Genomic DNA, 18,376 nt, shown 5'->3' on the forward strand with positions numbered 1-18,376 from the left:
TGTTATAGTATATATATAACAGTTTTAAAGGAAAGGTAAGGTATTTATATGAAACGAGTTAATATATTTCTTATTATTACATTTATAATAACTTGGAGTATGTGTTTTATACTAATGTATATTGGACCAGAATCTAGTCGATATACTCACTTAATATTTGTTGGGTGTATGTTTATACCTGCCACTTCTGTATTTGTTACACGTGGCATTACTAAGGAAGGATTTAAAGACTTAAGAATAAAACCAAACTTTAAAGGTAATATAAAATATTATTTAATAGCTTGGTTAGCTCCTATTATAGCTATATCTTTTGGTGTTGTTCTTTACTTTCTACTAAATCCATCTAATTTTGATAGTAATATGACATTCACTATTAATGCTACAAAAGAGCAATTAGCTTCTATGGGAAAAATTGTGCCAAATGATGCTCAGTTACGTAGTCTTTTATTAACTCAAATTGTTACAGCCATATTTCTCTCTCCAATATTAAATCTTATTCCTTGTCTTGGAGAAGAATTAGGGTGGAGAGGATATTTATTACCTAAACTATGTGAAAAGTATACACCTTTTGTATCAACTATAATAACAGGAGTAATATGGGGAATATGGCATGCTCCTATGATTGCCATGGGTCATAATTATGGTTTAGATTATAAGTTTGCACCTTTTGGTGGAATCTTTGCAATGATATTATTTTGCATAATCGTTTGTGCCTTTTTATCTTATATTTCTTTGAAAACCAAAAGTGCTTTACCTTCAGCAATTGGACATGGTGCACTAAATGGTTTTGCATCTGTAGGACTTTTCTTTATGAATAAAACTCCTAATGAATTTATAGGTCCTGCTCCTACAGGAATAATTGGTGGATTAGGCCTTCTAATATTAGGAATAATATTCCTTGTTATATTAAGAAAACAACCAAAAGTTACTGAAACTACTTCAATTCCTTCTAACTAATTAAAACCTTATATATTTCATTGTACCTAAAATGCTACATATTTATATTATGTAGCATTTTTTATATAAAATATTTATATTCATTTATTGTTATTCTCACATAATCTTATTTTAAAAATATTCATTATATATATTCTAAGGATTTACAACTTATTATTTTATTTAGGCACATTCCCAAAAATAACAAGTCAGTATGCTGGTATATTTGACTTGTTATTTTCTTTCATGTGCCTTATATATTAAACATGTAAAATATATGCAACTAAAAGACTTATAAGTAATTAATTGTAAATTACCTCCTATTATTTCTTATATTATACATAAAAGGATGACCATTTCCACTAAATATGTTATAATATTTACATAACACCTAAGGAGGTTGATGCATATGGGGGAGCTTCACCTTTAGCTCTATAGCAAGGTTGATTAGTCCTAATATGTAGCGTCTTAACTACTGTAGAGCTTAATAACTCTAATTTTAAAAATAAGTGAGGTATTTAGTATGACACAATTAGCATTTAAAATAAATAAACGTTCATTAAATAATAAAGCAAGGTTTTTAAGAAAAACTGGACAAGTTCCCGGTATTATTTATGGAGAGTTTCTTGACAAATCTATACCTGTTCAAATTGATAATGGAAAGTTAACAAAATTGTTAACATCTAATTCAAAAGGTTCAATAATTCCATTAAATGTTGATGATGAACTTAGAAACTGTGTAGTAAAAGATATTCAACAAAATCATTGTGGTGAAATAATACATATTGATTTTCAATATGTAAAAGACAATGAAGTAATAAAAATGAAAATTCCAGTAAAATATTTAGGTCAAGAAAATTTAGAACTTAAAAGATTAGTTTTAGAAAATTATACTCCAAGCCTTGAATTCCAAGGAGAAGTAGAAAAAATACCAGAATATATTGAAATTAACGTTTCTCAAATGAATTTTGAAGATAAAATATTAGCTAAAGATATCAGTATACCTGATGGTATAACTCTTATAACTGAACCTGAAACTCTTTTAGCTATTGTTAACGCTTAATAATAAGAAAATCATCACACTTAAAAGTGAGTGGGCATAAGCAACACAAACTAGCTAGCTGCACATATCATTCTAAGTTATAAAAAAACACTGATGGCTAAATTCCAATAACTCACCAAGCTCAAACAATTGGAATTCTTAACGCCATCAATGTTTTTTTATAACAAGAATGATTAATGTTCGCTATATAGTTTGTTAATGCTTATGCCCACTCACTTTTCTTTAGATAATTATTTTTAAAAGTTTACTAACACTTATCATTCCATCTTCATTAGAAAATTTTATACTTAATACATTTAAACATGCTATTTAGCACAATCCTATTAATATTTTTTCAAGAGTGTATTGTCTTACTTCATCATAAAGTTTAAACGTTTCTGTTGCTCTTTCTTGATTATTATATACTTTCCAGTACCCACACATTATACATTTTTTATTGCTACACTCCATAAAATCTATTACATCATCTAGTGGGTATCCTAAGAATACTCCTAATTCATGTGGACAATTATAAATATTATATCTTTCTTGCAGCTTATTTAATGCTTGTTCTAGACTACAATTAGTATTGTATCCTATCTTCTCCAAAAACATCAAGTTATCTATCTTATTTAAATATGTGGAAAGTACTTGTCTATTATATATAAGTACTACTATAGAATTTTCACTTTTTCTAAGCAAAACATAATCTAAATCTTCATTGTTAAGAAAATTTTCTCCGTAAACAAGCCATAATTTATATAGATTTCTGTTTTCCTTTGTTAAGTTAACAGTAGCTGATGGTTTAATTTTGGAAGTAACAAGTGATAAATTATATAACATAAAGTTCTCAAAATACTCCTTGTCCTCTAATTCATTCAATATATTAAAAAAGTATACACACTTGTCCTTCATCAGCTACTCCTCCTAAATCTAAATATTAATTGATGCTATTTCTTTTCCATAACTTATACATTTATCTACATCATCACCCTCTGGTGCATTATTAACTATTAATGGTTCTAAGATAACTTTTGCTCCATTATCACTCATTCTCTCTTCCCAATTTCTCATCCATTCACCATCGCCCCATCCATAAGAGCCAAATAAAGCTACTGTTTTACCTTTTAAACTTCCCTCAATTGACTCTATAAAAGGTTCAAATTCACATTCTTCTAGTACTTCACTTCCCATAGATGGGCAACCTAATATTAAAATTTTTTCATCCTTTAATGTTTCAACATTAGTATCCCCAACTTTAAGTATTTCTACTCCTTTTCCTACTTCTTTTATTCCCTTTTCTATAAGGTTTGCCATTTCCTCTGTGTTACCTGTACCACTCCAATAAATTAATTTCATTATTACTTCCCCCTTAATTGATATTGATTATCATTTATATTTGATTAGATATTATCATTTACCAAAACTAATGTCAATAGTTTTGAAAGATAAAATTTCTTTTTTATGTAATTATTCTTTTAAATTAGGTTCTATTGGATCTATAACCCAAAAACAGGTAGTTCACTTTAGAACTACCTGTTTATCTATACTATGTTAATTATGAAATCATTAATAAACCCTATTTTATAATATTTTCAATATATACTACCAAAGGTTCTATTGTTTTTATATCCGTAAAGTCAACCTTGTCTCCATATGTGGCTAACATCATTTTATCATCTTCAGACAATTCCTCTGTTTTTTTCTTGGACACCATTGTTTTAAGCATAGCCATCATTGCTTTATGCAAAAAGCTTAATCTTTTGTAATCAATTCCACCACGCATATGAAAAAATTGTATCTTTCTACGCATTTCTTCTGTACAATTTTTTTCAATAATTGTTTTAAAAACATCTTTGTCATCAGTTGAAGCAAGTCCTACTGTGAAAACAATAATATTTTTATTTTTTAGAATTTCAAAGTTTTTAGTAATAAACTCTATACCATTAATGCCACTTGCATAAAGCCCACCACCAAAAACTATGGTGTCATAATTTGATATTTTTTCAATTTCTGAACATTCAAACAAGTCTGCATTCACTTCATTTGCTATCCACTCTGCATACTTTTTTGTGCTACCATATTTTGATTTATATATAACCGATACTACTTTGTTCATAAATCCCCCTCCATAAAATACAGATAAATTCTTTATAAATCACATCATGTCATAAACTGATACAATTAAATAATTTACTTTATTTTCACATCAGCTACTAATGGATAATGATCTGATGGATATCTACCATCTATATTATAATTAACTATTTCTACATTTTCTATTTCTATATCTTCTGATACGAATATATAATCTATATGAGCTCCATTCTCATTTCCCTTAAAATTGCTCATTGTTGACTTACTATACAAATTTTTATTAAAACCCTGTACAGCCATAAATCTCTTATTATTTATTTTATTTGTTGAAAAATCTTTTATTAATTTAGTATTAGGTTGAGCATTAAAATCCCCCATTACTATAATTGGTATGTTTTCTTTTTCATCTTGTATTTTTATAAATTCTCCAATTTTCTTTAACTCATATTCTCTTGCTTTTGCAAAAAAACAATCCAAATGGGTATTATAAATTCTTATTTTTTTTTTATTTTCTAGTTCAACTAAAGCTGTAGTACATATTCTCGGAAAAATAGAGTACCATATTGACCTACCTTGTTTATCAGGATTTCCAGATAACCAAAATGTTTTATCTTCTATAATCTTATGCTTTTTATTTATAAGTATATCTGTTCTTTCCTCAAATAATTTTTTACTTCTTGATTTACCAATAATATTATATTGATCAAAATTCTCTGAAAGATCTTTAAACATGTCATTTGTAACTTCTTGGGTTCCTATTACATCACAGTTATAATCATTAATTATTTTGTACACAATATCTTTTCTTTTGTACCATCTATTGTTAAAATCTAAAATTAAATCACATCTTAAATTAAATGTCATAATTCTCATAATTAAACCAACCTCTAAACTATAAAATATTACTAGCTTCCATATTAAATCCTAAAACCAGCTTATTTGCTCTTTCTCATATCCTCTTTTGTAAGAATTGATAATATCACTCATCTTATATAAGATACCATATTTTTCACACTCTTTTTCAAACAACCCTCTAAGCTTTTTTGAATTTATAGAAGGATATTCATATCTTTCACCGTAAGTTTCAATATATTTTTTTACAAGTTTTTTTTCAGGGAATATTTTCATTATGTTTTCATAATAATATTCTCTTTGATTCTGTCTCAATGTAACCCCCATACCATATGAAAATATAAATTTTGCTCCACATTCATGTGCTTTTCTTACTATATTTCTTATATTATCTTCATTATCATTTATAAATGGTAATATTGGCATAAGTAGTATTCCTGTATATATTCCATTGTCGGTTAATTTCTTAATTGCTTTAAAGCGCTCACTTGAAGCAGCTACATTAGTCTCTATTTTTTTGCACAAATCATCATCAAATGTTGTAATAGTGATTTTAACTAATGTTGGTGAATGAGTATTTATTTTTTTTAATATATCTATATCTCTAGTTATTAAAGGGCTTTTTGTAGCGATAGAAATTCCAAAATTAAAAAGATTCACCTGTTCTAAAGCTTTTCTAGTCAATCTTAATTGTTTTTCTAGTGGATTATAAGGATCACTCATTGCTCCAGTACCTATAACCCCCTTTCTTCTTTTCTTTCTTAGTTCTTTAGCTATTATATCAATTGCATTATCCTTTGCCCTTACTCTATCAAAATCTATTATTCCATAACACTGGCTTCTTGAGTCACAATAAATACAACCATGGCAACAACCTTTATATATATTCATGTTATAGTTAAGCCCGAACCATGAGTTATTTTCAATATATTGTGAAACTATTGTTTTTGCCTGTATATATTCCATATTCTATCTAATCCTTCATATTTTTTTATTTTTATACAAGATGAATATAATAAAAATCTACTAATATACATAGTGAACTTCTACTATCTTTTGTCTATATATTTTTATTTTTTTTCCATTGAGCATATCTATTAAAATATATTTTTATTAACCCAGCTATTGGCATAGATAAAATCATACCTAAAGCTCCAAAATAACTTCCTCCAATCAATACCACTATCAATATCCATACTGGAGTAAGACCTATTTTATCTCCAACTATTTTAGGTTGAACAAAATTCCCATCAACTTGTTGATATAAAAGTAATAACACTGCTCCTGTTATTCCTAAACTCCAACTGCTAAACATGCCTAAACCCAATGCCAATGCTGCTCCAATTAATGGACCTATATATGGGATTATATTAGCAAAACCTGCTACACATCCTATTAAAATAGCAAATGGATGATTTATAAGTAAAAGCAATATTGTAGACACTATTCCTACTATGATAGAATCTAATATTTCTGCCACTAAAAATTTCCCTACAATTTCATCTAAATCTTTTAAAAATATAGTTATTGCTTTTCCAACTTTTCCTGGCATAACTACATCTCTAAAACCTCTAAAGTTATGAAAAAGACTTTCCTTATCTTTAAGAAAATAGAATGTTAGTATAACAGTTAAAACAAAATCTAGAACAAATGAGCTTATTTGAGATATGCTTGTTGCAATAAAGCTCAATACACTATTACTTATTAAAGATAGATTATTTATTATTGTTGAAGTTAAGTTCCCTGTATTTGATATATCAATATTGTTTTCATTTAATTTTTCTACTATATCTTCAACCCACGTGGATATCTGATTATTAAACTCTGGCAATCTACTAAGAAGGATTTCAATATTCTCAACTATTGGCGGTACAATAAAATTAATCGTTATTACTGCAACATATATTATTACTGCAAAGATTGATACTATACTAATTATTCTAAATCCGTTTTCTATATTTTCTGACGCCGCTCTTTTACTTATCTTAGTATAAATACTCCCCAACACACTTTGTATAAATACAACAGGTCTAAACAATAAGTAAGATACTATAAACCCATAAAACACTGGAGCTATTATTCTAAAAAATCTCCCTACATATTTACCAATAGAACTTAAAATTAATTCTCCATTATTTATAATCCTATAACCTAAAAATAACAATAACCCAACTATTACTACATATAATCCATATCTTATGTACTTTTTATCCAATTTTACTCTTTCTATCAATTTTTCACATCCTCTTTTGTTAACCTATATAATTATTTTTTATTATAACTAATTTAATAGTATTTTAAGCCTTTTGTTTATTTACACAAATACTAAATAAACTATACTCATGATATTTATCATTAATTTGCTTTTTGCTATGGTAAAAAGTTCTTCCTTTTATATTTATAAGCCCAACATCTTTCAATAAGTCTTGTAAGTCTTTAATTTCAAATCCATTATACCCATTAAAATCTTCATCTAAACTATGAAATGTTCCATCATCCTTTGATAATTCAACTATTATTAACTTACCATTAGGTTTTAATAATTTACTTAATTTATATAAAACATCTTTTAAATTTAATATGTGATGCAAAACCATAGATGTGTAAATAACATCGTATTTGTTTTCACCTTCTATATCTAGTACATCTTTTACTAATGTTTTCATATTTTTTATATTTTGGTTTTTTATCTTCTTTTTTGTTTCTTCAATCATACCTTTAGATAAATCTATCAATAGAATTTCTTCAAATTCCTCCTGTAAATTAAAGGATATTAATCCTGTTCCACACCCAAATTCCATTGCTCTACTTATATTATTTCCATCTAAATATGAACTTATTTCTTCCGCTATTTTTTTAGCTCTATTAATTCTATAATTAGTATCCCATTCAGCAGCTTCCTTATCAAAACACATATAAACTCCCCCTAAAGCTAGTAAAACCATACACTAAATTTTAGTGTATGGTTTTATTATTTTTATTTATTATATCATATCTTATATAGAACCAAAATAATGATTAAAACTAAGCTACCACAGTTTTTTCTTCCTCTTTATTATCAGTAGTACTACTTACAAGTAATGCTACTACTGATGATCCTGTAACGTTAGTCATTGTTCTAATCATATCTATTATTGCATCTACACCCAAAACCATTGCCATTCCTTCTATGGGTAGGCCTAGGCTAGTTAAAACTACTGTTGTTGATATTGTAGCTGCCCCTGGAACTCCTGCAATACCTATAGATCCTATTATTGTAGTTATTACTAGTAGTACATAATGAGCAAAAGTAAGTTCTATTCCAAAAATATTTGCTACAAATATTGATACAATTGCTGGATATATTCCCCCACATCCATTCATACCAATTGTTGATCCCATTGATGCAACAAATGTTGCTATGCTGTTAGGGATTTTTGCATTCTCAACTAGACTTTTAATTGTTACAGGTAATGCTCCATAACTACTTTGAGTTGTAAAAGCTACTACTTGTGCTGGGTAGATTTCTTTAAAGAACTTAATAGGATTTCTTTTACCTATTGTAGCTATTAGTGTAGTATAAACTCCTAATATTTGTATTAAACATGCTATATACACTGCTAATATAAATGTTCCAAGAGGTATTAAAGTACTTATTCCATTGTTTGCTGATACAGATGCCATTAATGCAAAAACACCATAAGGAGTAAATCTTAATATGATTTTTGTTACTCTAATAAGTACAGTATTTAATCCATTAACTAAATCTTTTATTGGTTTTATTCTCTCAGGATTTCTTTTCTCTTCTATTAACATTGCAACTGATATAAATAATGCAAAGATAGTAACTGGTATTACTTTACCTTCTGCCATTGCTGATATTGGATTTGTTGGCAGCATGTCCATAAACACCTTACTAAAGGTTGGTATTTCTCTTGCCTTAAATCCTTCACTAGCTACAAATGTCATTCCATTTCCAACATTAAATACATTTCCTATTATTATTCCTATTATCGCTGCTATTCCTGTAGTTATTAATAATAATGAAATTGCCTTTATTCCTATAGTTTTTAACTGTTTCGTATCTTGTAAATTTGTTATACTTGCAATTAATGATATCATAACTAGTGGTATAACAAGCATTTTAATGAAAGCTACATACGCTTTACCTAGAGGTTCTATTATTAACGCATCTTTTCCAAAAATTATTCCTAATAATATTCCTAGACCTAAACCTGCCAAAACTCTTAATGAAAAATTAAACTCTTTTTCTTCTAAAAAGTATATAACTCCTATAAAAAATATTGATATGACTATTGGTAAAATTATATTTAAACTTATATTCATTTTTATTCCTCCATTTTTGTTTAGTAAAATTTATAATATAGTAAAACTATGCTTGTATGATTACATCTATATATTTAATAGTTTGGATTTTTACAATAAGTTTTTATTCCCGGCCAGGAAAAACAAAAAAACCTTCTGCCTCTGAAATTTTTCAGAGGCAGAAGGTTAAACTTCCGCGGTTCCACTCTAATTAAGTATATGAATATACTCATCTTTTTTAGGTACAATATACCCTATCTCTATAACGGGAGATCCCGTAAAAACCTACTAAGATAGTTCGGCTTTTCCACTCATAGGAGCACTTCAATTATCTTTTTCACAGGCTCTCTCAGCAATGAACCTTTCTCTGTAATGAATACAATAATTTACTTTCCCTACTCAATGTGTTTTATTCTTATAATTCCTATCAACTTACTATGATATAAATGATTATATATATTTATAATACTTTTGTCAACTTTTTTATATTTTTTGAATTTGAATTTATTTTCTACGATAAATTACACATTTAAAAGTTTTTCTGTTTCGTCTGAATAAAGGTTTGTTCTATAATTATATCAAAATAATCTACTTTTAATAAGTAGAATATAGATGCTATTATTCCATTTTATTGAAACCAATCCTACCTTTATTCATAACTTAGGCACATGAAAGAAAATAAAAAGTCAAAGATGCCATGTATATTTTGTGTCAGACAAGGAAGTGATATTAGTTCATATCATAGACTATGGGCTTATATCCTATAATATCACACATTACATATATGTTTTATCCTAGGGAGTAATATTTATAATAATATATTGTTGCTATAAATGTTAAAATCCATAATCTTAAACATAGAAACTTATAATGGCTTTTAAATATCAATACTTATAATTAGTATTAATTGCAATAATATGATATTATTAATTGATTTTAAAAATAAACATGAATAACGAAAGGTAATAAACAATGAATTTTAAAGAATTAGGAATTAGCCAAGATATAGTAAATATATTAAAAAAATCTAGTATAACTAGCCCAACCCCTATACAAGAACAAAGTATTTTATCTATTAAACAAGGTAAAGATGTTATAGCTGAAGCACAAACTGGTACTGGAAAGACCCTTGCCTTTTTGCTTCCTATGTTTGAAAATATATCACCAAATATAAATTCAGTTCAAGGATTAATTATATCCCCTACAAGAGAACTTGCTATTCAAATAACTGAAGAAGCTATGAAACTTAAAGAAGCTAAGGATATAAATATATTAGCTGCATACGGTGGTAAAGATATAGGATCTCAGTTAAAAAAATTAAAAGGAAATATTCATTTAATAATTGCAACTCCTGGTAGACTTTTAGATCATATTGATAGAAAAACAATAGATCTTTCTAAGCTAAAAACTTTAGTATTAGATGAAGCAGATCAAATGTTATTAATGGGATTTAAAAATGAGGTTGAAACTATACTAAAATCAACATGCAAAAAACGACAGACCCTATGTTTTTCTGCAACTATGAATCCACAAGTAAAAAAATTAGCTTATAGATATATGGTTGATCCTTTAATGGTTACAGTAAAAAAACAAGAGGTTACCCTTGAAAATATTAGACAGGAAGTTGTAGAAACTACTGATAGACGTAAACAAGATTCTTTATGTGCTGTTTTAGATAAAGATAATCCATTTATGGCTATTATATTCTGTAGAACTAAAAGAAGAGCCGATAATCTTGAAGTTGCTCTACACCAGCGTGGATATAATTGTCAAAAACTTCATAGTGATGTTCTTCAATCAAAACGTGAAAGAATAATGAAGTCATTTAGAAATGCTGATATTCAGTATTTGATAGCTACAGATGTTGCCTCTAGAGGATTAGATGTAAGTGGCGTTGGTCATATATATAACTACGATATTCCCGAAAGTGTAGAAGCTTACATACATCGTATTGGTAGAACTGGTAGAGCTGGAGAAGAAGGATACACTTGTTTATTTGTAGATCCAAAAGATTCAAAACTTCTAGATGAAATAGAAAAAACTATAAAATTTAAAATACCTAGAAGAGATTTAAATTTATAAATAAATTCACCTAACCCGAAAAGAGAGGTCTAAGCACCACAAACTCACTGGCTACACATATCATTCTAAGTTATAAAAAATCATTGATGACTAAATTCCAATAACTTGCTTCGCTTCGAACAGATTGGAATTCTTTACGCCCTCAATGTTTTTTATAACAAGAATGATTAATGTTCGCCAGATAGTTTGTTAATGCTTAGACCTCTCTTTTCTTTAGGTAATCTCTTATATAAAAATATAAAATTTAATTTCAATCTTTTTTGAATAAAGTGAAGAAAACATCACTAACTTGTCACTTTTTACTTTCAACTTGTAACTAAATACTATCTAACGCTTATCATTTTATTTTCATTAGATAATTTTATTATTATAAGAATGTTCATCCAACAATAACAATTCATATAAAGTATAAAAAACTTTATATGACTAAATTCCAATAACTTGCTTCGCTTCGAACAGATTGGAATTCTTTACGCTCTCAATGTTTTTTATAACAAGAATGATTAATGTTCGCCAGATAGTTTGTTAATGCTTAGACCTCTCTTTTCTTTAGGTAATCCCTTATTATAAAAATATAAAATTTAATTTCAATCTTTTTTGAATAAAGTAAAGAAAACATCACTAACTTGTTACTAAATACTATCTAACGCTTATCATTACATTTTCATTAGATAATTTTATTATTATGAGAATGTTTATCTAATAATAGCAATTCATATAAAGTGAGGTTCCAACAACATAAATTAGCTAACTGTACAAAGTATTGTAAAGTATAAAAAACTTTATATGGTTAAATTCCAATATAAAAAGGATTCATCTTAAAAGTAATTTATTGCAATTTAAGATGAATCCTTTTATAACTTAAACGAATTTAATATTTATTTAAGCTTATTTTTTTATCTTTGATAAGATTAAATTTATATAACCAAGAATAATGTTGATACATATAGCTAGTAAAAAGAAATAATATGACTTTAAATTAAAATCATCAAATGTAAATACTGTACCAATAACGCCTAAAATCATTATCATTAATACACTTATCTTTTTATATTTTCTATTCTTATACAATAAAAGAATTAACCCTGTTACTATAGATGCAATAAATATAAGTTTTAAGAAATTTACATTTAACATTCCCTGGATCTTTATATTCTTAGCTATAACATATCTATGAACTCCCATCTTGGTTTTAGACAATTTTTCCAGGACTACTGGAGTCACTAATAATATTAAATTTAATATATAAATAATTATATTTAAAATTCTCTTCATTTTTTCCCCTACTTAGGCTCTCCCTTTTCTATAGGATTAGAAGGATCAGCTATCCATTCATACCATCCACCATCATATAATGAAACTTTTTTAAGTCCCATTGCCTCTGAATACCATAAAACTTCAGCTGCTCTCCAACCTGTTCCACAGTAGAAAGCTAGATTTTTATCTGGTGTTATACCCTGCTCTTTCCACATATTTAGTATATCATTAGCATTTTTCATAGTGTCATCTACATTTCTGTAGTCATCAAGATTTTGAGTGTTTGTACCTGCTTTTCCCCATAATGCTTTTGGTGGTCTTCCAGCTATATCTATATCTTTATAGCCTGGAGTTTCTCCTATATATTCTTCCCAAGTTCTTATATCTACTAATGTGTCTTTTGAATCATTTGCTAAATATTCCTTAGCCTTATCTATATCAATTATATAATCTTTATTAACTGGAACAGTTGCTTTAAATGATTCAACTGGTTGTTTTTCATTTTTTTTAGTTTCTGCTTTAAATCCAGCATTCTTCCAAGCATTATATCCACCATTAAGAACTCTTATATCCTTAACTCCCATATATTTCAATATAGCAGCTGCTCTATATGAAGCCATTGGATTTTCTCCATAAAGTATTATAGTTGTATTTACATCTATACCATAATCCATTGCCATTTTTTCTAAATCTGCATCAGATTTTCTATTCCATATAGGTGCTGATTCAAGATCATCCGTATTCATATGTACTGCACCCGGTATATGACCTTCATTATATGATGGTGAATCCTCACCCCAGCTTACTTCTATTACCTTAAAATTATTGTTAGTGTAAGTTTCTGGCTTTTTATCGTTTATAACATCATTTATCCACCAAGCTGGAACTATCATTTCATAATTTTCATAACTCTCCATTGGTAGGCTTTCATCCTTTGCCCAATCAGCTACATTGTAAGTATATAAATTTTTATATCCTTGCTTATCCAAATATGCTGCAACCTTTTTTGCATTTTCTTCATTAGAATCATATAAAACTATATTTTTGTCTTTTTCAAATCCTTTTTCCTTAAGGGCCTTTTCTAATCTTTCTTCTTTATTTTCAGCCTGAGCATTTAACCAATTATAAGAAAAATCTGTAGCTCCCTTTATGTGTCCACCTCTATATTCTTCTTTGGACCATCCATTATACTCATCATTACTTCTAGTATCTACAACCATCCAATCTGCTTTTCCAATATTATCACTTAATTCAGTTGTTGATATAGTTTTAGTCTCTATAGTGGGTAATTTTTCTGCTTCCTTTTCTGGTGATTTAGTCCCACAGCCTGCAAATATAACAGCTGATACTAGCACTAAACCCAAAATATGTTTTAGCTTCATAACTGGAGTTCCTCCTCTGTATATTTAATGTTATTTTTTAACTTAAAGTGTCCAAATATTTAGTTTTTTGTAAACATTTTTACTTTATTCATGTTATCATATAATGTTTTTAATGTCCATAATACCTTATTAATGCAAGCTATTGATTATTTATATATGTTTTGTGTTTACTATTTGATTTTCCAATGATAATGATTACATGATTTTTAGGATTTATTTAAAATATATTATTTAACTTCTAAACTTGCTCTTACATTAATTTAATCAAATTTATAATTATTATGCTGTCTAAAATATATTATTGACTTTTACAACATGATTTGATATAAATAATAATTATATCAAAAATTTTATATTTTAGAGTTTTATAGGGTTCCGTAATTATTTACTTAATTAGTCTGGTCCAAGATAAAGCCCACAGTTTTTACTGTGTACACGGAAGGACAAAAGCCTGGGAGATATTTCATTATATTTCTTAGGCTTTTTTTGCTTTCCTATCATTTAAAGCTCTTAAAGACCTAAAGTATTAAATTTTCTACTACAAACCATAATACTTATTAGACAAGATATAAAAAGGAGTGAAAAAATATGAAATGGTTATTTTTAGTTATTGCAGGCCTTTTAGAGGTATGTTGGGCAATTGGTATAAAGTTTTCAGAAGGATTCACTAAATTTATTCCAAGCATATTTACCATAATAGGTATGATTGCAAGTTTCTACTTCTTATCCTTATCTTTAAAGGAACTTCCTTTAGGAACTGCTTATGCAATTTGGACTGGCATTGGTACTGTAGGTACAGTTATTTTAGGGGTAATTCTTTTTAAAGAGCCAATAGATTTAATCAGATTAATTTGTATTGGATTTATAGTAATAGGCATTATCGGATTAAAACTGGTATCTCCTCACTAAAAACACTTTAAACTCTTTTGTAATTGCCAAAATTACAGCACTTGTTATTACTTGTTTTATAACAAGTGCTATAATTTCAATAATAGAAGCCTATAGTCCTCTATTAAGGCACATTCAAAAAAAAACAAGTCGGTATGCTAGTCTATTTTCTTTTATGTGCCTAAAATAATTTTTCATAACAATAAAATGGTGATTCTTTTCCTAGAAACTTAATTTCACCAACAAAGTTAAATCCACATTTTTTAAATAATGAGTTCATTTTTATATTTACGGAATTAGTATCAGTTTTTAAAAAGTTTATATTATTACTTTGTGATAGTCTTTCTGCAAATTCCATTAACTTTTTACCTATACCCTTATTTCTAACCTTTTTACTAACAGCCATCCTATGTATTACCATAAAGTTTTTCTCTGATGACCACTCTAAATCTTTGTATTCAACTGGTTCTATATAATTAACACATACAAAACCTTGTATTTCTCCCTTTGAGTCATGAACATACAACTCTTCATTTTCTATGTCTAGTATAAAATCTTCAACTTTAGGATAACTTTCATCCCATTGATTATTATTATAGGACTTCATTTCTTCTACTGTTTCCTTAATAATTTCCATTATATTATCTAAGTCACTATACGTTGCTTTTCTTATCATATAATTTTTTCCTCCTATAGATTTAAAGTATTTAAGTTTTATATACTATAAAATAATAAAAACTAATAAAACATGAAGTCTTATTAGTTTTTAAAAGTTATTAAATATTACTTAAGAGTTTCAAAAACTTTTTTCACCTTAGGAACAACATAGTGGCTACCACCTTTTTCTTTAGCATCCTCTACCATTGCTACTACCAATAAATTATTCTCATTTCTATTAGTTGTCATTGCTGTAAACCATCCTAATTCTGTACCCTTAGTATCATCTTGAGTAAGTTTTATTTCAGCTGTACCAGTTTTTCCTGCTATACTTAATCCATCAATATGTGCTCCATGTCCTGTCCCATTAGGATTATCTACAACTTGAATCAAATCATTTAAAACAATATCAGCTGATTTCTTTGAAATTACATTATTTTTCCAAATACTTGGTTCAACTTTTTCTTTATATTCAAGAGATGGTTTTAACATATTTCCATCGTTTAAAAACAATGTATACATAGATGCTAACTGAAGAGGATTAAGTAATATTTCTCCTTGTCCATATCCACTATCAGCCAATTGTATATCTGTTTTTATTTCTCCATCTATAGCAAATTGTGATTTTGACATACCATATTCAAATGGAATACTTTCTCCTAATCCTAATTTTTTTAAGTTATCTGCAAAAACATCTTTCCCTATATTAACAGCAGATTGAGCAAAATAAATATTATCAGAATAAATTAAAGCATTTAGTAAATTAGTATTTAAACCATAATCCTTTACTCTTGTTACAAAATATCCTCCCCAACTACTATCCTTTTGCCACTTAAGACCACTTATATTTTTATTCTCATCTGGATCAATTGAATTAACATCTAATCCTATAGCCGCTGTAAATGGTTTAAATACAGAACCCGGACATAAATTACTTTGAAATCTATTATATAAAGGTTTTTTACTATCCTCATTTAAACTTTTCCACTTATCTTCTGACATTCCCATAATAAAATCATTAGGATTATATGATGGACTACTGACAAGAGCTAATACTTCACCAGTGTTAGGATTCATCGCCACAGAGGCTCCTGCATCATTTAATAGTTCAGTATATACTAAACTCTGCATTTCACTATCTATTGTCAATTGTATATCCTTACCATTCTTAACTTCCTTTGATAATAAGGTAACCTTTTTCTTATCATTCTTATCAACTATATATATTTCAAATCCATCTATTCCTCTAAGTTGTTCTTCATATATTTTTTCTAGTCCTGATTTTCCAATAACGCTATCGCTACGATATTCATCATCTTTATATTTTTCTAGTTCTTCCATACTTATGTTTTGGACATAACCAGTTAAATGCCCTGCCCCTTCTCCTAATGGATATACCCTTGCAGCCTTGTCATTTATCATAACACCTTGCATTTTTAAAAGTCTATTTACTCTCTCATCCTTTTGAGCTATAACCTTTAGAGGTATAAACATATCATCTCTAACATAAGATGCGCTTAACTTCTTATTTATATCATCAATTGACATCTCCAGTATATCTGATATTTCCTTTAATATCTGATCTTTACCTTGTCCCAATTTACCAGGTATAACACCAACCTCAGAATTGTTTCCATCTATAGCTAATGCAACACCATTTCTATCTAATATATCTCCTCTTTTAGCCTTGTCTTTACTTACTTTTACTTTATCTTCTTCACCTAGTTCTGGAAAGATAGCTTGTGAATTCCATACTAGACTATATTTCTTTTCCCCCTCGTTTTTTCTCATATTTATACTATTAGAAAACTTTAATTCTCCGGATAACGTATCCATAGTTGTATCAAAGTTTAATATTTTCTCATCGCCTTCTTTTGATATGTTGTTAATTTCTACTTTAATGTTGCTGGCTTCAATTCCATTATAAATATTTTTATTTCTTAAAATAAAGTCATCCTTAGAATATTTTTCTTTGCTTTCATTACTAATCATTTCATACATAGCTTCATAATCTTTTTTATTTAATAACTCTATGTATTCATTGAGTCCATCTTTTGCCTGTGACGAGTTTTTATTAACATAAACTATTACCATCCATGCAATACCTATAATTAAAATTATAGACACACACATATATATAATTTTTTTATTCACAATATAATACCACCTTTTTAAATTTACTATATAATATTGAACTTATGCTATCTTATTTATATAATAAGTGCAATTTGCACCTGTAAATTAAATATTCATTATCCATATATTTTTTGAAGCATAAAAACATATGCTTATGCCTATATCTTTATGCCTCATACTAATTATAAATTTCTAAAAAAGTATACTCATAATAACTGTATTCAGGTATTCACCATTTACATAATTATCTTTTTTCAATATACAATCTACTTCAAATCCAAATTTTTTATACAATTCAATTGCTACAGTATTCTCTTCGTTAGTAACAAGACTTATTTTTTTAGTAACACCATTGGATTTTGACCAATCCATAAGGTAATCCATAAGTTTTACACCTAGTCCTAGCCCACAATATTTTTTAGATACAACAATACCAAAAGTTCCAACATGTTTAGTCCTAGCCTTTTGTCCTGAAGTAATTGATGCTATACTTATTATTTCATCATTAACTGTTGCTACAACTACTATTGAGTTGTCAACTTTTTTAGTAACTTCTAAAAACTTCTCATATTCATTTAATGACATGCTAAATTCATTTTTCCCAAAGGAAAGAAAATTTGTTTCTCCTCCCACAACATTATAGAAATCTATCATCTGTTGTGCATCTTCTTTTTGGGGTAATCTTATAATAACTTCTTGTCCATTTTTCAAACATGTTTTTATCATTTTTTCATCACCTTTA

17 protein-coding genes, 1 riboswitch and 1 other annotated feature are annotated in these 18,376 nt (G+C 27.7%); of the genes, 4 read left to right on the forward strand and 13 right to left on the reverse strand.

All coding sequences use genetic code 11. The features are described 5' to 3' along the window. The first annotated feature begins 48 nt into the window (after positions 1-48). Positions 49-957 carry a CPBP family intramembrane glutamic endopeptidase gene (locus tag BM119_RS05650; RefSeq protein ID WP_090039665.1) on the forward strand — a complete coding sequence of 303 codons (909 nt, stop codon included), beginning with the start codon at positions 49-51 and terminating at the stop codon, positions 955-957. Positions 958-1,459: 502 nt separating this feature from the next. Continuing rightward, entirely contained in the window at positions 1,460-1,999 is a 540-nt protein-coding gene (locus BM119_RS05655; RefSeq protein WP_090039667.1) for a 50S ribosomal protein L25, read from the forward strand. A 309-nt stretch (positions 2,000-2,308) separates the two neighbouring features. Here the strand turns inward: BM119_RS05655 and BM119_RS05660 are convergent, their stop codons facing one another. The 8 genes from BM119_RS05660 to BM119_RS05695 form a co-directional block, all read right to left on the reverse strand. Further along, a complete protein-coding gene (locus BM119_RS05660; protein ID WP_090039669.1) occupies positions 2,309-2,893 on the reverse strand; it encodes a DUF3793 family protein in 585 nt (194 codons plus the stop codon). Between the two features lie 18 nt (positions 2,894-2,911). Beyond that, on the reverse strand, positions 2,912-3,337 hold the full coding sequence (locus BM119_RS05665) for a flavodoxin (RefSeq protein WP_090039670.1): 426 nt from the start codon (positions 3,335-3,337) through the stop codon (positions 2,912-2,914). 220 nt (positions 3,338-3,557) lie between these two features. Next, complete coding sequence (locus BM119_RS05670; RefSeq protein ID WP_090039672.1) at positions 3,558-4,097, reverse strand: flavodoxin domain-containing protein; 540 nt, start codon at positions 4,095-4,097, stop codon at positions 3,558-3,560. Positions 4,098-4,171: 74 nt separating this feature from the next. Then, on the reverse strand, positions 4,172-4,948 hold the full coding sequence (locus BM119_RS05675) for an endonuclease/exonuclease/phosphatase family protein (RefSeq protein WP_090039673.1): 777 nt from the start codon (positions 4,946-4,948) through the stop codon (positions 4,172-4,174). A 51-nt stretch (positions 4,949-4,999) separates the two neighbouring features. Next, positions 5,000-5,893: an SPL family radical SAM protein gene (locus tag BM119_RS05680; protein ID WP_090039675.1), complete on the reverse strand. Its 894-nt coding sequence runs from the start codon at positions 5,891-5,893 to the stop codon at positions 5,000-5,002. Between the two features lie 94 nt (positions 5,894-5,987). Next, entirely contained in the window at positions 5,988-7,160 is a 1,173-nt protein-coding gene (locus BM119_RS05685; protein ID WP_090039676.1) for an AI-2E family transporter, read from the reverse strand. Positions 7,161-7,224: 64 nt separating this feature from the next. Beyond that, the gene (locus tag BM119_RS05690) at positions 7,225-7,842 is read right to left on the reverse strand and encodes a class I SAM-dependent DNA methyltransferase (RefSeq protein ID WP_090039678.1); all 618 of its coding nucleotides are present in this window, start codon (positions 7,840-7,842) and stop codon (positions 7,225-7,227) included. Between the two features lie 109 nt (positions 7,843-7,951). Beyond that, positions 7,952-9,253 (reverse strand): dicarboxylate/amino acid:cation symporter, encoded by a 1,302-nt coding sequence (locus tag BM119_RS05695; RefSeq protein WP_090039679.1) that lies wholly within the window; start codon positions 9,251-9,253, stop codon positions 7,952-7,954. Positions 9,254-9,403: 150 nt separating this feature from the next. Next, positions 9,404-9,644, reverse strand: a binding site (T-box leader). 560 nt (positions 9,645-10,204) lie between these two features. On the opposite strand from BM119_RS05695, the gene BM119_RS05700 reads away from it, so the two are divergent. Then, positions 10,205-11,314, forward strand: coding sequence for a DEAD/DEAH box helicase (locus BM119_RS05700; protein ID WP_090039681.1), 1,110 nt, complete (start codon positions 10,205-10,207; stop codon positions 11,312-11,314). 888 nt (positions 11,315-12,202) lie between these two features. Here BM119_RS05700 and BM119_RS05705 read toward each other — a convergent pair. Then, positions 12,203-12,589, reverse strand: a complete 387-nt coding sequence (locus tag BM119_RS05705; protein ID WP_090039682.1) for a hypothetical protein — start codon at positions 12,587-12,589, stop codon at positions 12,203-12,205. A gap of 8 nt (positions 12,590-12,597) precedes the next feature. After that, positions 12,598-13,953: a rhodanese-like domain-containing protein gene (locus tag BM119_RS05710; RefSeq protein WP_090039683.1), complete on the reverse strand. Its 1,356-nt coding sequence runs from the start codon at positions 13,951-13,953 to the stop codon at positions 12,598-12,600. A gap of 356 nt (positions 13,954-14,309) precedes the next feature. After that, positions 14,310-14,413: riboswitch (guanidine-I (ykkC/yxkD leader) on the forward strand. Positions 14,414-14,541: 128 nt separating this feature from the next. Here BM119_RS05710 and sugE point away from each other — a divergent pair. After that, positions 14,542-14,862, forward strand: coding sequence for a quaternary ammonium compound efflux SMR transporter SugE (sugE, locus tag BM119_RS05715; protein WP_090039684.1), 321 nt, complete (start codon positions 14,542-14,544; stop codon positions 14,860-14,862). Positions 14,863-15,022: 160 nt separating this feature from the next. Here the strand turns inward: sugE and BM119_RS05720 are convergent, their stop codons facing one another. From BM119_RS05720 to BM119_RS05730, 3 genes are all read right to left on the reverse strand, one after another. Beyond that, entirely contained in the window at positions 15,023-15,517 is a 495-nt protein-coding gene (locus tag BM119_RS05720; RefSeq protein ID WP_090039686.1) for a GNAT family N-acetyltransferase, read from the reverse strand. Between the two features lie 107 nt (positions 15,518-15,624). Continuing rightward, on the reverse strand, positions 15,625-17,655 hold the full coding sequence (locus BM119_RS05725) for a penicillin-binding transpeptidase domain-containing protein (RefSeq protein WP_090039687.1): 2,031 nt from the start codon (positions 17,653-17,655) through the stop codon (positions 15,625-15,627). 171 nt (positions 17,656-17,826) lie between these two features. Further along, complete coding sequence (locus BM119_RS05730) at positions 17,827-18,360, reverse strand: GNAT family N-acetyltransferase (RefSeq protein WP_090039688.1); 534 nt, start codon at positions 18,358-18,360, stop codon at positions 17,827-17,829. Positions 18,361-18,376 lie beyond the last annotated feature (16 nt).

The sequence above is a fragment of the Clostridium frigidicarnis genome, assembly GCF_900111985.1.
GTDB lineage: Bacteria > Bacillota > Clostridia > Clostridiales > Clostridiaceae > Clostridium_Z > Clostridium_Z frigidicarnis.

Excerpts from the sequence above, each read along its gene's own strand:
- BM119_RS05655 (WP_090039667.1), top strand. The coding sequence starts at position 1,460 with ATGACACAATTAGCATTTAAAATAAATAAACGTTCATTAAATAATAAA.
- BM119_RS05675 (WP_090039673.1), bottom strand. The coding sequence starts at position 4,948 with ATGAGAATTATGACATTTAATTTAAGATGTGATTTAATTTTAGATTTT.
- BM119_RS05665 (WP_090039670.1), bottom strand. The coding sequence starts at position 3,337 with ATGAAATTAATTTATTGGAGTGGTACAGGTAACACAGAGGAAATGGCA.
- BM119_RS05660 (WP_090039669.1), bottom strand. The coding sequence starts at position 2,893 with ATGAAGGACAAGTGTGTATACTTTTTTAATATATTGAATGAATTAGAG.
- BM119_RS05650 (WP_090039665.1), top strand. The coding sequence starts at position 49 with ATGAAACGAGTTAATATATTTCTTATTATTACATTTATAATAACTTGG.
- BM119_RS05720 (WP_090039686.1), bottom strand. The coding sequence starts at position 15,517 with ATGATAAGAAAAGCAACGTATAGTGACTTAGATAATATAATGGAAATT.
- BM119_RS05690 (WP_090039678.1), bottom strand. The coding sequence starts at position 7,842 with ATGTGTTTTGATAAGGAAGCTGCTGAATGGGATACTAATTATAGAATT.
- BM119_RS05695 (WP_090039679.1), bottom strand. The coding sequence starts at position 9,253 with ATGAATATAAGTTTAAATATAATTTTACCAATAGTCATATCAATATTT.
- BM119_RS05730 (WP_090039688.1), bottom strand. The coding sequence starts at position 18,360 with ATGATAAAAACATGTTTGAAAAATGGACAAGAAGTTATTATAAGATTA.
- BM119_RS05700 (WP_090039681.1), top strand. The coding sequence starts at position 10,205 with ATGAATTTTAAAGAATTAGGAATTAGCCAAGATATAGTAAATATATTA.
- BM119_RS05710 (WP_090039683.1), bottom strand. The coding sequence starts at position 13,953 with ATGAAGCTAAAACATATTTTGGGTTTAGTGCTAGTATCAGCTGTTATA.
- sugE (WP_090039684.1), top strand. The coding sequence starts at position 14,542 with ATGAAATGGTTATTTTTAGTTATTGCAGGCCTTTTAGAGGTATGTTGG.
- BM119_RS05705 (WP_090039682.1), bottom strand. The coding sequence starts at position 12,589 with ATGAAGAGAATTTTAAATATAATTATTTATATATTAAATTTAATATTA.
- BM119_RS05680 (WP_090039675.1), bottom strand. The coding sequence starts at position 5,893 with ATGGAATATATACAGGCAAAAACAATAGTTTCACAATATATTGAAAAT.
- BM119_RS05670 (WP_090039672.1), bottom strand. The coding sequence starts at position 4,097 with ATGAACAAAGTAGTATCGGTTATATATAAATCAAAATATGGTAGCACA.